This is a genomic window from Paraburkholderia hospita (assembly GCF_002902965.1).
GTDB lineage: Bacteria > Pseudomonadota > Gammaproteobacteria > Burkholderiales > Burkholderiaceae > Paraburkholderia > Paraburkholderia hospita.
In genome coordinates, this window is sequence record NZ_CP026105.1 from 1,200,865 (window position 1) to 1,214,761 (window position 13,897).

General features: G+C 63.0%; 9 protein-coding genes and 1 tRNA gene. 5 read left to right on the plus strand and 5 right to left on the minus strand.

The window, feature by feature from the left end; genetic code table 11:
• Positions 1 to 45: 45 nt before the first annotated feature.
• Both C2L64_RS05370 and C2L64_RS05375 read left to right on the plus strand, forming a co-directional pair.
• Entirely contained in the window at positions 46 to 450 is a 405-nt protein-coding gene (locus C2L64_RS05370) for a MerR family transcriptional regulator (protein WP_090835402.1), read from the plus strand.
• A gap of 72 nt (positions 451 to 522) precedes the next feature.
• Positions 523 to 599, plus strand: a tRNA-Pro gene (locus tag C2L64_RS05375).
• A gap of 154 nt (positions 600 to 753) precedes the next feature.
• Here the strand turns inward: C2L64_RS05375 and C2L64_RS05380 are convergent.
• On the minus strand, positions 754 to 1,038 hold the full coding sequence (locus tag C2L64_RS05380) for a DUF3303 domain-containing protein (RefSeq protein ID WP_007585480.1): 285 nt from the start codon (positions 1,036 to 1,038) through the stop codon (positions 754 to 756).
• A gap of 802 nt (positions 1,039 to 1,840) precedes the next feature.
• Here C2L64_RS05380 and uvrA point away from each other — a divergent pair.
• On the plus strand, positions 1,841 to 7,750 hold the full coding sequence (gene uvrA / locus C2L64_RS05390) for an excinuclease ABC subunit UvrA (protein ID WP_090835406.1): 5,910 nt from the start codon (positions 1,841 to 1,843) through the stop codon (positions 7,748 to 7,750).
• 52 nt (positions 7,751 to 7,802) lie between these two features.
• On the opposite strand, the gene C2L64_RS53065 is transcribed toward uvrA, so the two are convergent.
• The gene (locus tag C2L64_RS53065) at positions 7,803 to 8,117 is read right to left on the minus strand and encodes a hypothetical protein (protein WP_143055693.1); all 315 of its coding nucleotides are present in this window, start codon (positions 8,115 to 8,117) and stop codon (positions 7,803 to 7,805) included.
• Positions 8,118 to 8,174: 57 nt separating this feature from the next.
• On the opposite strand from C2L64_RS53065, the gene tehA reads away from it, so the two are divergent.
• Together tehA and C2L64_RS05400 are read left to right on the plus strand one after the other, a co-directional pair.
• Positions 8,175 to 9,134, plus strand: coding sequence for a dicarboxylate transporter/tellurite-resistance protein TehA (tehA, locus tag C2L64_RS05395; protein WP_090835408.1), 960 nt, complete (start codon positions 8,175 to 8,177; stop codon positions 9,132 to 9,134).
• Positions 9,135 to 9,249: 115 nt separating this feature from the next.
• On the plus strand, positions 9,250 to 9,954 hold the full coding sequence (locus tag C2L64_RS05400; RefSeq protein ID WP_007585483.1) for a glutathione binding-like protein: 705 nt from the start codon (positions 9,250 to 9,252) through the stop codon (positions 9,952 to 9,954).
• Between the two features lie 88 nt (positions 9,955 to 10,042).
• Here C2L64_RS05400 and C2L64_RS05405 read toward each other — a convergent pair whose 3' ends face one another.
• The 3 genes from C2L64_RS05405 to C2L64_RS05415 all read right to left on the minus strand — a co-directional run bounded on the left by C2L64_RS05405 (position 10,043) and on the right by C2L64_RS05415 (position 13,895).
• Positions 10,043 to 12,160, minus strand: a complete 2,118-nt coding sequence (locus C2L64_RS05405) for a phosphocholine-specific phospholipase C (protein WP_007585484.1) — start codon at positions 12,158 to 12,160, stop codon at positions 10,043 to 10,045.
• A 76-nt stretch (positions 12,161 to 12,236) separates the two neighbouring features.
• On the minus strand, positions 12,237 to 12,575 hold the full coding sequence (locus C2L64_RS05410; protein ID WP_086915252.1) for a hypothetical protein: 339 nt from the start codon (positions 12,573 to 12,575) through the stop codon (positions 12,237 to 12,239).
• Positions 12,576 to 13,040: 465 nt separating this feature from the next.
• On the minus strand, positions 13,041 to 13,895 hold the full coding sequence (locus C2L64_RS05415) for an alpha/beta fold hydrolase (RefSeq protein ID WP_176133808.1): 855 nt from the start codon (positions 13,893 to 13,895) through the stop codon (positions 13,041 to 13,043).
• Positions 13,896 to 13,897 lie beyond the last annotated feature (2 nt).

Genomic DNA, 13,897 nt, shown 5'->3' on the forward strand with positions numbered 1-13,897 from the left:
GCGCCCGCGCAACCACTACGACGGTTATCCGACCGCTAACTGACGATGACAGCGACGATCGAAAAAGTCGTCTTGCCTCCGATTCCCGCGAAGCGCTACTTCACGATCGGTGAAGTCAGCGAACTATGCGGAGTGAAACCGCATGTGCTGCGGTATTGGGAGCAGGAGTTCACGCAGTTGCGTCCGGTGAAGCGCAGGGGCAATCGCCGGTACTACCAGCATCACGAAGTGCTGCTGATCCGGCGGATCCGCGAACTGCTGTACGAGCAGGGCTTCACGATCAACGGCGCGCGCAACCGGCTCGATGCGCATGGTGCCGGTCAAGCCGCGGAAGGCGAGGGCGAAGTGGTCGAAGGTACGGTCATGCAACCGACCGCGACCACGGCCACGGTCGATGTCGATCAGTTGCGCAAGGAGTTGCTGCAAGTGATCGACCTGCTCGGGCATTGAACGATTTAGTTGTATCGAGATTGATTGTTGCAGTTCTATTCGCGTGAAGGGTCTGTTATAATTTCATGCTTTCGGGGCGTAGCGCAGCCTGGTAGCGTACCTGCATGGGGTGCAGGTGGTCGGAGGTTCAAATCCTCTCGCCCCGACCAGAAAGACAAAAAGGACTTACGGTGTCATGCCGTAAGTCCTTTTTTCTTTTGCGCCGCCGTTCTGCACGTGTCCCGGATAAACATCGAACTGCATCGTCATCCTGATTAATCGATGTCCCGCGGGATCAACGCAATCGCCGAACGCAGCAGCACCTCACTTCTGCGCCAGAAACGCACCCAACGCGGCCCCGAGTTCCTCGTCGGTGACGGCGGGCGAAATCCTGAACGTAAAAATATCGCCCCATTGCAGCATCCACGCGGCCATCGGTGCGGTGCTGTCGGACTCGACGATCGCGCAGCCGCTCAACTCGCCGATCGAATGCCAGCGTCCAAGCATCGTGATGCCATCGGGCGGCAGGGCACCGCCCGTTTTCATGAAGCGCTCGACGGCCGATTGCTGTGCTGTTGGCAGCCCGTTCCACTGAACAATGAACTTCATTGCGCACCTCCACTTCAGTCGCGGCGATGCCGGCCAGTGGCGAGCCGTCACCGTGACGGGCGCTGCGGATCGCGGCGCTCAGGAGCCCGCACCGCATGCAGATTCATCCTACTGAATCCACAACCCGATGCCGCCACCTCGGCGTTCCAAAGAATGATAGGCACCCCGCATCGAACTTCCAGCCGCGAGTACGGAGTATTTGGGCCGTTTCTGTGCGCCTTACCGCATCCCATCCAGCAAGCGCGTCGCGCTTTAAGTTTCCGTTAAGCCTGCGCTCATACATTGCTTGAGCGTTCGGACGATGCATGAAGTGCTGCGAGGAGTCGCCCGACGCTTCGTGGTCCGCCGGGGGGCGAACCAGACGAAGACCATCGTCGATGCGCATTCGACCGCCGCAAGGTGGCAGATGGCGTGTGGTAAGCGGCCGCGCGGCCTTCGCCCGAAGGCTGTGGGGGACGGCCATTCGAACCCGGTGCTCCGCCGGGTTTTTCTTTTGCGTTGCGCGTCGGAACATGACGCGAGCGGCGGGAGCCTGCGCCAGGATTGACTCGATTCCACGCTGAACCGCACCAAGTTCGCGGCGTCACACACTGGTCATTTGGCTTATGCCGTTCGCAGCGTTATCGTCGTGCAATCGGCGTGCAAAACTGTATAAACATACAGTATAGTATTCACCTATCCGGCGCGGCGGCCTCCAGCTATCTCGGCTCCGCGCGCCGCACGAACCTCGCCGCACGAGCACGCGTGGCCGCAAACGGCCGGCCATCATGCCCCGGCCAACTCATTCAGACGGACAGGCAAATTGTCATCTAACGGAACGATCCGAATTCGTGGCGCACGCCAGCACAACCTGAAGAACGTCGACCTCGACCTTCACACGGGCGAAATGACCGTCGTGACGGGGCCGTCGGGCTCGGGCAAGTCGAGTCTCGTGTTCGACACGCTGTATGCCGAAGGGCAGCGGCGCTACGTCGAAACGTTCAGCGCGTACGCCCGGCAGTTTCTCGACCGGATGGACCGGCCGCAGGTCGACCGCGTCGACGGTGTGCCGCCCGCCATCGCCATCGATCAGACCAACCCGGTGCGGAGTTCCCGCTCGACGGTTGGCACGATGACGGAGCTGAACGACCATTTGAAGCTGCTTTACGCGCGCGCGGCGGAACTGTTCGACCGCAAGACCGCACAGGCTGTCCGGCACGATTCGCCGGAGACGATTTACGCCGAACTGGATGCCCGCACGACCACTGATGATCCGCGCATCGTCGTGACTTTTCCGGTCGAGCTACCGGAATCGACGAGCGAGGCGGAAGTCGAGCAATGGCTTTCCGCGAGTGGCTATACGCGTGTTCAGGCGCAGCGCGAAGTCGCGTCGCCCACAGGCATGCGCAAGGTGCTCGACGTCGTGGCCGACCGTTTCCGTCTGCATCAGGTCGAAAAGGCACGGGTGGTTGAGGCTATCGAGGCGTCGCTCAAACGCGGCGGCGGGCGCGTCAACGTCTACGTGCTGTCGCAGGCGCCAGAGGGCGAAGAAGCCGAGCCGCAGATCTGGCGCTTCTCCACGGGGCTGCACAATCCGGACAGCGATCTTCGCTACGCCGATCCGCAGCCCGCATTGTTCTCGTTTAATTCGGCCTATGGCGCGTGCGATACATGTCGCGGCTTCGGACGGGTGATCGGGGTCGATCTCGGCCTCGTGATTCCAGACGAGCGCAAGACGTTGCGCGGCGGCGCTATCAAGCCGATGCAGACGCCCGCATGGAAGGAGTGCCAAGACGACCTGATGCGCTACGCCGCGAAGGCCAACATTCGCCGCGATACGCGCTGGTCCGAGCTCACGGAAGCCGAGCGCGATTGGGTCATCAACGGCTCGCCGGACTGGGACGGCGAGTGGCAGAAACAGTGGTATGGCGTGAAGCGCTTCTTTGGCTATCTGGAGTCGAAAGCGTACAAGATGCATATTCGCGTGCTGCTGTCGAAGTACCGTAGCTACACGCCGTGCGAGACGTGCGGCGGCGCGCGCCTGAAGACGGAATCGCTGCTGTGGCGACTCGGTTCGAAACAGAATGCGGACGGGGTGCTGGAGCCGGCACGGCGTTTCATGCCGCGCGGAGTCGACTGGAACCGTGCGCAGCTCGAAGCATTGGCGGGGCTGACGGTGCACGACCTGATGCTGCTGCCCATCGAACGCATCCGGCGCTTCTTCGACGAGATCACGTTGCCGAGCGCGCTGCTCGACGACGCGCTAAAGCTGTTGCTCGCCGAAGTGCGCACGCGCCTCAAATATCTGTGTGACGTCGGCCTCGGCTACCTCACGCTCGATCGTCAGAGCCGTACGCTGTCGGGCGGCGAAGTGCAGCGGATCAACCTGACCACGGCACTCGGCACGTCGCTGACCAAGACGCTGTTCGTGCTCGACGAACCAAGCATCGGCCTGCATCCGCGCGACCTGAACAGAATCGTCGAAGCGATGCATCGGCTGCGCGATGCGGGCAATACGCTTGTCGTCGTCGAACACGATCCTTCCGTGATGCTCGCCGCCGATCGCCTGATCGACATGGGACCAGGGCCGGGCGAACGCGGCGGCACGATCATTTATGACGGCGCGCCGGACAAGATCCGTTCGGCGGGCACGCTGACGGGCGAGTATCTCGGCGGACGCAAGCACGTCGCAGATGCCGCGCACTGGGCACGTCGGCCTGTCGATACAAGCACGCCGCGCATCGTGCTAGAAGGCGCCCGCCAGCACAATCTGCGCGACGTGACGGTCGACATTCCGTTGCAACGTCTCGTGTGCGTGACGGGCGTATCGGGCTCCGGCAAGTCGACACTGATCCAGGATGTGCTGTATCCCGCGCTGGCGCGCCAGCTTGGCAAGGCGACAGAATCGCCGGGCGCGCACCGCAGTCTGACGGGCGTCGAGCAGATCAGCGACGCGATATTCGTCGACCAGTCGCCGATCGGTAAAACCACGCGCTCGAATCCCGCGAGCTACGTCGGCGCGTTCGACGAAATCCGCAAGCTGTTCGCGAAGGCGCCGCTCGCGCTGCAACGCGGCTATGGCGCGGGCGTGTTCAGCTTCAATTCGGGAGACGGCCGCTGCCCAACCTGCGGCGGCTCCGGCTTCGAACATATCGAAATGCAGTTCCTGAGCGACGTCTATTTGCGTTGTCCGGACTGTGACGGCAGCCGTTATCGGCCCGAAGTGCTCGAGGTGAAGATCGAGCGCGCCGGTCGCGGGCTGAGCATCGCAGACGTGCTGGAACTGACCGTGCACGAGGCGGTCACGATGTTCGCCGCGGATGGCGAAGTCCTGCGGGTGTTGCAGCCTATCGTCGATGTCGGTCTCGAATACGTGAAACTGGGCCAGCCGGTGCCGACGTTGTCGGGTGGCGAGGCGCAGCGTCTGAAGCTCGCGGGCTTCCTCGCGGAAACCGCTCAAGCGAAGACGGCGCGCGGTGCGAAGCAGGCGCCGGTGGCACGCCTCTTCATGTTCGACGAGCCGACCACCGGTCTTCACTTCGACGATATCGCCAAGCTGATGCAGGCGTTCGGCAAGCTGCTGGCGAGCGGTCATTCGTTGATCGTCATCGAGCACAATCTCGACGTGATCCGTGCGGCTGACTGGCTGATCGATCTCGGTCCCGAGGGTGGCGATGCCGGCGGCCTCGTCGTGTGCGCGGGTACGCCGGAAGACGTCAAGCAATGCCCGGGTTCGCACACAGGCGAAGCGCTCGTCCAATACGACCGCGCAATGGGGCTCGCAATCGAGCCGACGGAGGCGGCCGAAAAGGCGGAAGCCGCCGCACATGGCATGCCGCTCCAGACGGCGCTGAACGCGGCGCGCGCGCGGCGCGCGGTGGAAGGCGAAGACGTCGTGCGCATCGTCAATGCGCGCGAGCACAACCTGAAAGCGCTGGACGTCGATATTCCACATGGGAAGTTCAACGTCATCACAGGTGTCTCGGGTTCAGGCAAGTCGACGCTCGCGTTCGACATCCTGTTCCATGAGGGGCAGCGCCGGTATCTGGAATCGCTGAATGCGTATGCGCGTTCCATCGTGCAGCCCGCCGGCCGTCCCGAAGTCGATGCTGTGTATGGCATCCCGCCCACCGTTGCAATCGAGCAGCGTTTGTCGCGTGGCGGACGCAAGAGCACGGTCGCGACGACATCGGAGGTATGGCACTTTCTGCGTCTGCTGTATGTGAAGCTGGGCATCCAGCATTGCATTCACGACGGCGCGCCCGTCACGTCGCAAAGTGTCGAGTCGATCGTCGCGCAGTTGATGCGCGATCACAAAGGCGATCATGTCGGACTGCTTGCGCCGCTCGTCGTGAACCGCAAGGGCGTCTATACCGACCTCGCGAAGTGGGCGAAAGCGCGCGGCAATTCGCACTTGCGCGTCGACGGCGAGTTTGTGCCCGTCGATCCGTGGCCGAAGCTCGATCGTTTCCGCGAGCATACGATCGAATTGCCCGTCGGAGACATTGTCGTGTCGGCGGACAAGGAAGCCGAACTGCGTCGCCTGCTCGACGAAACGCTCGAAGCGGGCAAGGGCGTGATCCATCTGCTCGCGCCGCTCGACGGCCTCGAACACGCGATGACCCGCAATGGGCCGACCGCGCATGTCGGCGAAGTGAAGGTGCTGTCGGTCAAGCGCGCGTGTCCTGTGTGCGGCACCAGTTATCCCGAACTGGACCCGCGCATGTTCTCGTACAACAGCAAGCACGGGTGGTGCACGACCTGCGTCGGTACGGGTCTCGCACTGACTCGCGAACAGCGCGCCGACTATGACGACACCGTCCTCGTCGACGACAACCGCGGGCGCGAACAGACCTTGCCGTCGGACGAGCAGGAACCGGAGGGCGTCGTCGACGAGCCGTGTCCGGATTGCCACGGCACGCGTCTGAATCCGTCCGCTCGCGCCGTATCGTTCAGCGAAACGTCGATCGTCGACGTCGCGCAGTGGACCGTGTCGGATACGCGACGCTGGATCGATGAACTCGAACTGACTGGGCGTGATGCGGAAATCGCACGCGACGTGATCAGTGAAATCGGCAGCCGCCTGCAGTTCCTCGAGGAAGTGGGCCTTGGTTATCTGAGCCTCGACCGGGCAGCGCCGAGTCTGTCGGGCGGCGAAGCGCAACGCATCCGTCTGGCGGCTCAACTTGGCAGCAATCTGCAGGGCGTCTGCTACGTGCTCGACGAGCCGACTATTGGTTTGCATCCGCGCGACAACCAGATTCTGCTGAACGCGCTGCGCAAGCTCGGCGACAAGGGCAATACGCTGGTCGTCGTCGAGCATGACGAAGACACCATACGCCGCGCGGATCACATCATCGATATTGGTCCGGGCGCGGGCAAGCGCGGTGGCACGCTGGTCGCGCAGGGACGCGTCGGCGATCTGTCCGCGCAGTCGAATTCCCTGACAGGTCAGTTTCTCGCACAGCCGATTCTTCATCCGTTGCAAGCGCGGCGTCCTGTTTCGCTCACCACAAAACGCGCGCCCGCCGTGCCGGAAAGGTGGCTCACCGTGCATGGCGCAACGCTGCATAATCTGCGCGATGTGACCGTCGGCATTCCGCTCGGGCGTCTCGTCGCCGTGACGGGGGTCAGCGGATCGGGCAAGTCGACGCTCGCGCGCGATGTGCTGATGACGAATCTGCTCGATGCCGTCGGCCGGTCGGTGCTGTCGTCGCCCGCCGTGCGCCGCGCGCGCAAGGCCGCGCAAACGGAAGAGGCGCCCGCTGCGAACCGTCGTTCGAGCGTGCTCGCACGCAGCGCGTCCCGGCCGTCGCTGAACGTCGCGCATGCGTGGCAGGGCTGCGAATCGATTAGCGGCTTCGAGCCGATCGACCGCGTGCTCGAAGTCGATCAGACGCCGATCGGCAAGACACCGCGCTCGTGTCCTGCCACGTACATCGGCGTATGGGACACCATCAGACGTCTGTTCGCCGACACGCTCGAAGCGCGGGCGCGCGGCTACACGGCATCGCGCTTCTCGTTCAATACGGGCGACGGCCGTTGCCCGGCGTGTGAAGGACAAGGCGTGCGTACGATCGGCATGAGCTTCCTGCCCGACGTAAAGGTGCCGTGCGATGTGTGCCATGGTCAGCGCTTCAATCCGGAAACGCTCGCGGTGACGTGGCGCGGCAAGAATATCGGCGACGTGCTGACGATGGAAATCGACGAAGCCGTCGACTTCTTCGCGCCGATGTCGAACATCGCGCATCCGCTGCAACTGATGAAGGACGTCGGCCTTGGCTATCTGACGCTCGGCCAGCCGTCGCCGACGCTGTCGGGCGGCGAGGCGCAGCGCATCAAGCTGGTCACCGAACTGAGCAAGGTGCGCGACGACATCACACGCCGCGGACAAAAGGCGCCGCACACGCTATACGTGCTCGACGAACCGACTGTCGGCCTGCATATGGCCGACGTCGCAAAGCTGATTCGCGTGCTGCATCGGCTCGCTGACGCGGGGCACAGCGTTGTCGTGATCGAACACGATCTCGATGTGATCGCCGAAGCGGACTGGATCATCGATCTCGGACCCGAGGGTGGTGTGGGTGGCGGCTCGATCGTCGCGTCGACAGATCCCGAAGGCCTCGTGCGCGTCGCGGCGAGCCATACGGGGCGGGCGCTGGAGCCGGTGCTGGCGAGGGTAGCGGGTGACTCTGGCGAGGACGTAGTGGGCGCGCGTGTGAGCGCAGGCTGACGTAGCAAAGGCGGCGCGGCGTCGTCGTTCGTTCGACACGACGCCGCGCGCGTCAGGGCGAGGTCGTCAAGCGCTCTCGCGTAGCCCCGGCACGTTGACGCACCGCTTGCGCCTGGTCCATCGCGCTCGAAACCGAGCGCGATGGAAACACGTCTGCGACACGTTGCCACAACGATTGCCGCACAGGGCTCAGGCCATCCGGCAATAGATCAACGGGCCGACGCCGTCCCGCGGGCGGCTGACGGCTCTGCCGCCCGCGTGTCGACGCACTTCGGCCAATCGTTCTGACGGGCGCCATCCACGTATCGACGGCATACTTCGGGCAATCTCGCGCGAACGGATCGAGCGTGCGTGCACGGCTATGCATGCTCGCGATCCCACTGCGCCGCAACGCGTTTCGCACGCAGTCAGATCAACCCGCAACATGAAAAGCACCTCGATTTCCGCTTCGCTCTTCAGCATCGTGCTCGGTCTGTCCGGCCTCGGCCAGTCATGGCGGGTCGCAGCGCGAATGTGGCATGTGAGCGCCGCCGTCGGTGAAGCGATCCTGCTGCTTGCGACGCTCGTCTGGTGCGGCCTGTTGATCGCATACGTGCTGCACGCGTTGCGCAATCCCGCCGAAGTCGTCGACGAGTTCAAGCATCCCGTCGCGGGCGGCACAGCCGCGCTGCTCGGCGTGTCGACGCTGCTGATCGTGCAGGCCGTCTTCCCGTATTCCCGCGGACTCGCAGCGGCGCTCGCCGTGGCAGGCCTCGCGTGGCATCTGACTTTTGCGCTGTGGCATACGGGGATGTTGTGGCAGGGCGGGCGCGACATGCTCGACACGGCGCCCACGCTCTATCTGCCGACCGTCGCCGGCAACTTCACAGGCGCGGCGGCGCTCGCCACGATGGGCCGTCCCGAATGGGGCTGGCTGCTGTTCGGTGCAGGCATTTTTTCGTGGCTCGCAATCGAGCCATTGATCATCTACCGCTTGTGGCACGGTGCCGCGCTGCCGCCCGAGCAGCGGCCGTTGCTCGGCATCCAGTTCGCGCCGCCCGTCGTCGGCGCGGCGGCCGCGCTGGTGTTGCAGCCGGGTTCCGTCGATCACTGGATCGTGATGCTGCTCGGCTATGGCCTGTTCCAGATGCTGATTGGCTTGCGGCTCGGCGGATGGCTGACGAAGCATCCGTTCGCGCCGTCATGGTGGGCGTACACGTTCGGTGTCGCGTCGGCGACGCTCGCATGCATGAAGCTCGCGCACGCGGGCGTGCCGCCTGCCCAGACGCTGTCGGTGCCTGTGTTCGTCGGCGCGAATCTGTTCATCGGCTATCTGAGCGTGCGTACGCTGGCGCATCTGTTCGATCCATCGGAGACGCAAGCGCGGATATCGCGTATCGATTGAGCGAGACCGCACTACGTTGCGTCCGCGAGCCCTCATCCGTTCAACCGCAAGCAAAGCGCACTCAACCCGTCTATATTGGTCCCTGTTTGCCGACTCAAGCTCACAAGGACCTTTCATGCCTGACCCATCCATTTTCCCGATCGCGAAGAAGTGGCCCGCTGCGCATCCAGAGCGCATCCAGCTGTACTCGCTGCCGACGCCCAACGGCGTCAAGGTGTCGATCATGCTGGAAGAAACAGGCCTCGCGTACGAACCGCATCTGGTGCGCTTCGATACGAACGATCAGCTGTCGCCGGAATTCATGTCGCTCAATCCGAACAACAAGATTCCCGCGATCATCGATCCGAGCGGCCCGGATGGCGAGCCGCTGCCGCTCTTCGAGTCGGGCGCGATCCTGATCTATCTCGCGGACAAGACGGGGCAACTGATGTCGCAGCGCGCGTCGGTCCGCTACGAGACGATTCAATGGGTGATGTTCCAGATGGGAGGGATCGGACCGATGTTCGGTCAGGTCGGCTTCTTCCACAAATTCGCGGGCAAGGACTACGAGGACAAGCGTCCGCGCGAGCGCTACGTCAACGAATCGAAGCGGCTGCTCAGCGTGCTGAACGAGCGGCTCGCGACGCGCAAGTGGATCATGGGCGACGACTACACGATTGCCGATATCGCGACCTTCCCGTGGGTGCGCAATCTGGTCGGCTTCTATGAAGCTTCCGATCTTGTCGGCTTTGACGACTTCCCGCATGTGAAGCGCGCGCTCGACGCGTTTCTGGCGCGTCCCGCTGTCGCGCGAGGGTTGGACATTCCGAAGCGCGCGTAAGCGCAGATAGTAAAAAAGCCCGTGCCGTCTACACAACGGCACGGGCTTTCGTTTTGAGCTGCGCTAAACCGCCAAACCGGTAACTCGCTTACTGCCCGCCCAGCGCCGGATCGCTCATGCTCGGCTTGCCCGTCTCGACGTGACCCGCAAAACGGCGCGTGAACGACGCGTCGCTATCGACGGTGATCGTCAGGTCGTACCAGCCGTACACGTGACGCAAATCGAGATTCACGGTGTCGCTGTCGCCGCCGCGTACGGTGTGCGTGAGGGGCTTGCCCGAATCGTACGCATTGACGATCTTGAACTGGCAGCGCGTGTTGCCGTCGTTCTTCAGACGCAGTTGCAGATTGCCGTTCGCGACGTCGTAGCCCTCCGCGACTTCCGGGTTCGCGCGATCGTGGCTATTCCAGAAATGCTGCGCGACCTGCTTGCCGGCAAAGCGGCGCAGGAAGCCATTCGGCCCGTGCACCGTGAAATCGTACGAACCATCTGCGTTGACCGGCAACTGATCGACGAGACGCTTGCCCGCTTCCACTGTATACGTGCGCGGCGCATCGGCGCTCAGCGCTTCGAACACGAGGAAGTTCGCGCCGGCGTCGCCCGTGTTGACGAAGCGCATCGAGAGCTTGCCGCTGCTGTTGTCATTGATGCGGACGAACAGCTCATACGGCACCGCGCGCGCCGGACGCACGCCCGACTCCTGCTTCGGCACGGAGCCGACGGCGGGCGGCAACGGCTTGTAGTCCGGATGACGGTCCTGATCCTGCGGCTTGTACGATGCGGTGGACGGCAGCGTCGGGAACGCATCGTTCGGGTTCTTGAAGTTGAACGCCGACGTCAGATCGCCGCATACCGCGCGACGCCACGGCGTGATGTTCGGCTCCGACAATTTGTGGCCTTTACCAAAACGCGCTTCGATGAACTGGATCACGGACGTGTGATCGAACACCTCCGAGCACACCCAGCCGCCTTTCGACCAGGGCGACACGACGAGCATCGGCACGCGCGGTCCGAGGCCGTACGGACCGGCTGCGTATTTGCCGTTGTTGCCGCCGGGATAGATTTCGTTGGTGGTATCGACGGTCGACAGACCATTCGCACTCGACGACGGCGCAAACGGCGGCGACACGTGATCGAAGAAACCATCGTTTTCGTCGTAGTTGATGAGCAGCGCGGTCTTGCTCCACACCTCGGGGTTCGATGTCAGGATCTGCAGCACCTGATCGACATACCACGCGCCATAGTTCGCAGGCCAGTTCGGATGCTCGGAATACGCTTCTGGCGCAACGATCCACGACACCTGCGGCAACTGGTTGTTCTGAACGTCCTTGCGCAAGATGTCGAAGTACGTGTCGCCTGCCGACACGTTCGTACCCGTGCGCGCTTTTTCATACAGCGGATTGCCGGGCTGCGCGTTGCGATACTGGTTGAAGTACAGCAGCGAGTTGTCGCCGTAGTTGCCGATATACGGATTGTCCGTCCAGCCCCAAAACCCTTTCGCGTCGAGCCCAGTGCCGATGTCCTGATAGATCTTCCACGAAATGCCCGCTGTTTCCAGCACCTCAGGATACGTCGACCAGCCGTAACCCAGTTCCGAATTGTCGACGACAGGGCCGCCGCCCGAGCCGTCGTTGCCGACCCAGCCGGTCCACATGTAGTAGCGGTTCGGGTCGGTCGCGCCCATCAGCGAGCAGTGGTACGCGTCGCAGATCGTGAACGAGTCGGCCAGCTGATAGTGAAACGGGATGTCGTCGCGCGTGAGGTACGCCATCGTCGTCGTGCCCTTGTTCGGCACCCACTGGTCGTTGCGGCCGCCGTTCCATGCGCCGTGCGTCGTCGGCCAGTCGTGCGGCAGGTCTTGCAGGAACTGCAGGCCGAGATTCGGCGCCGTCGGCCGGAACGGCAGCACTTCGCCGGCGCCGCCCGCCAGCGGTTGATGCCACACCGGTTTGCCGTTCGGCAGGTTGATCGCGCGCGTGTCGCCGAAACCGCGCACGCCTCGCAGCGTGCCGAAGTAATGATCGAACGAGCGGTTTTCCTGCATCAACACGACGATGTGTTCGATATCGCGGATGCTGCCCGTCTTGTTGTTCGCGGGAATCGCGAGCGCATTGCGGATGCCGAGGGGGAGCATCGTCAATGCGGTGGCGGAGCCGGCTGCCTGGGCGGCGGCTCGCAGAAAATCACGGCGGTTTTTTGAAGTCATGTTGCCTTTGATCGTGAGGGAAGAAACGGTAAGGGACGGCATCCATGCGGGGGCATGGAGCCTGACTGGGCAGAACTCAATCGACGGTGTGAATCACGGGTGGTGCGAGAACGACGGAATCGGCTGCGCTGGCGCCGCCGGGGGCTGCGGTTTGTGCCTGCGCGGAAGGGGATTGCGGTGTTTGAAGCGTGGTGCCGGCGGCCGACGTGGATTGCGTGGGCGGGGCGTTGAATGTCGTCGCGAGGGCGGGCTGTTGCTCGCGTTGTGTCTGTTGCTGCTGATTCTGTTCTTGCGACGCCTGCATCGACGAGTCGTCACTGCATGCCGTGGCGGCGATCGATGCCGCGACGACGGCGAGCATCCAGTGCAATCGCTTGCGTTGCGGGCTATGTGCTGTTTTGTGCAGAGCGGGCATCGTCATCCTCCGGCACCATGCTTGAGAGACGCGTAACGATAGCCATCGTGTGTGTAGCTATTGTGAAGCGTGAGGCGACGAAAGAAATGCAGAGCGAGCGCGGAAGGAAGTGCAGAAAGATGCGTGTAAGGATGCGCGACGGTGCGCGTGTGCATCGATATGCAGTGGAATGCGCTGCATCCGATGCAACGCGCATTCCCTGTGACGGTTCAATGACTTGAGTGCGTTATCGGCGCGTTGTCCACAAGGTTGGTCACGGAAAATGTGGACAACCTCGCGGCGTGTCCGCGCGCAGAAGAAGCGTGCGCGCGGACGCGAGGTGGATGCAGCGTGTGCAATCTGAATTGCATCAATGACTTGAGCGGGTCTTGCCCAGGTTACCCACAGGCTTATGAACGGTTTCTGTGGAGAACTACAGTGCAATGCTTTGCTGCACTCTCAAGCCGGCTTGGTTCGCTTGCCGATTCAAGCCTGCGCAGTGGCGTCGTGCTTCTTGATGAAATCGATGATCGCATCGTTGAGCGCTTGCGGCGCATCGCGATGAGGCGAGTGCCCGCAGTTGTCGAGCTTCGCCAGTTGAGTATGTGGAGCGCGCTGCGCAATCGTGTCGATTTGCGCCATCGTGCCGTAATGATCGTCGTACCCCTGCACGGCAAGCAGCGGGCAGCGAATGCACTCGAGTTCATCGACGATGCTCCACGACCGGAACGCATCGCTTAGCCATACGTCGTTCCAGCCATAAAAGGCCGAATCGACGTCGTCGTGGTGACGCGCCAACTTGCTACGCAGATCCGACTGCTCGTAGGCCGTCTTCGCCTCGGCAATGCTCGCGACGGAAATGTCCTCGACGAAGACATGCGGCGCAACCACAACGGCGCCGGCCAGTGCATCCGGAAAAGCGGCAGCATAAAGCAGCGTGATCGATCCGCCGTCGCTGTGACCGATCACCCACATGCGTTTTCTTTCCTCAGCGCTCACATCGCGTGCATCGAGCAACGCGGGCAAGATGTCGCGCGCCTGCACCGACATGAAATCGACGGGCAATTTGACATGGTGTGGACGCGGTGTCGAACGTCCATAGCCCGGGCGCGAATACACGAGGCCGCGCATGCCGAGCCTGTCGCATACGCTCTGGGGCCAGTCCTTCCACATCGCGACGGAGCCGAGTCCCTCGTGCAGGAACACGGCCAGCGGCGCATCGGCAAGATGCGCGTTGAGCCAGCGGTATTCGATATCCAGCGCGTCGCGTTGTGCAGTCGCAGGCAACGCGACCGACGCGCTACCGGCGTCTTCGCGCAAGGTCGTAACAGGTTCGGCCATTC

Coding starts and splice junctions, on each gene's coding strand:
- C2L64_RS05415 (WP_176133808.1), bottom strand. CDS start 13,895: ATGGCCGAACCTGTTACGACCTTGCGCGAAGACGCCGGTAGCGCGTCG.
- C2L64_RS05380 (WP_007585480.1), bottom strand. CDS start 1,038: ATGAAGTTCATTGTTCAGTGGAACGGGCTGCCAACAGCACAGCAATCG.
- C2L64_RS05410 (WP_086915252.1), bottom strand. CDS start 12,575: ATGCCCGCTCTGCACAAAACAGCACATAGCCCGCAACGCAAGCGATTG.
- C2L64_RS05405 (WP_007585484.1), bottom strand. CDS start 12,160: ATGACTTCAAAAAACCGCCGTGATTTTCTGCGAGCCGCCGCCCAGGCA.
- tehA (WP_090835408.1), top strand. CDS start 8,175: ATGAAAAGCACCTCGATTTCCGCTTCGCTCTTCAGCATCGTGCTCGGT.
- C2L64_RS53065 (WP_143055693.1), bottom strand. CDS start 8,117: ATGCATAGCCGTGCACGCACGCTCGATCCGTTCGCGCGAGATTGCCCG.
- C2L64_RS05400 (WP_007585483.1), top strand. CDS start 9,250: ATGCCTGACCCATCCATTTTCCCGATCGCGAAGAAGTGGCCCGCTGCG.
- C2L64_RS05370 (WP_090835402.1), top strand. CDS start 46: ATGACAGCGACGATCGAAAAAGTCGTCTTGCCTCCGATTCCCGCGAAG.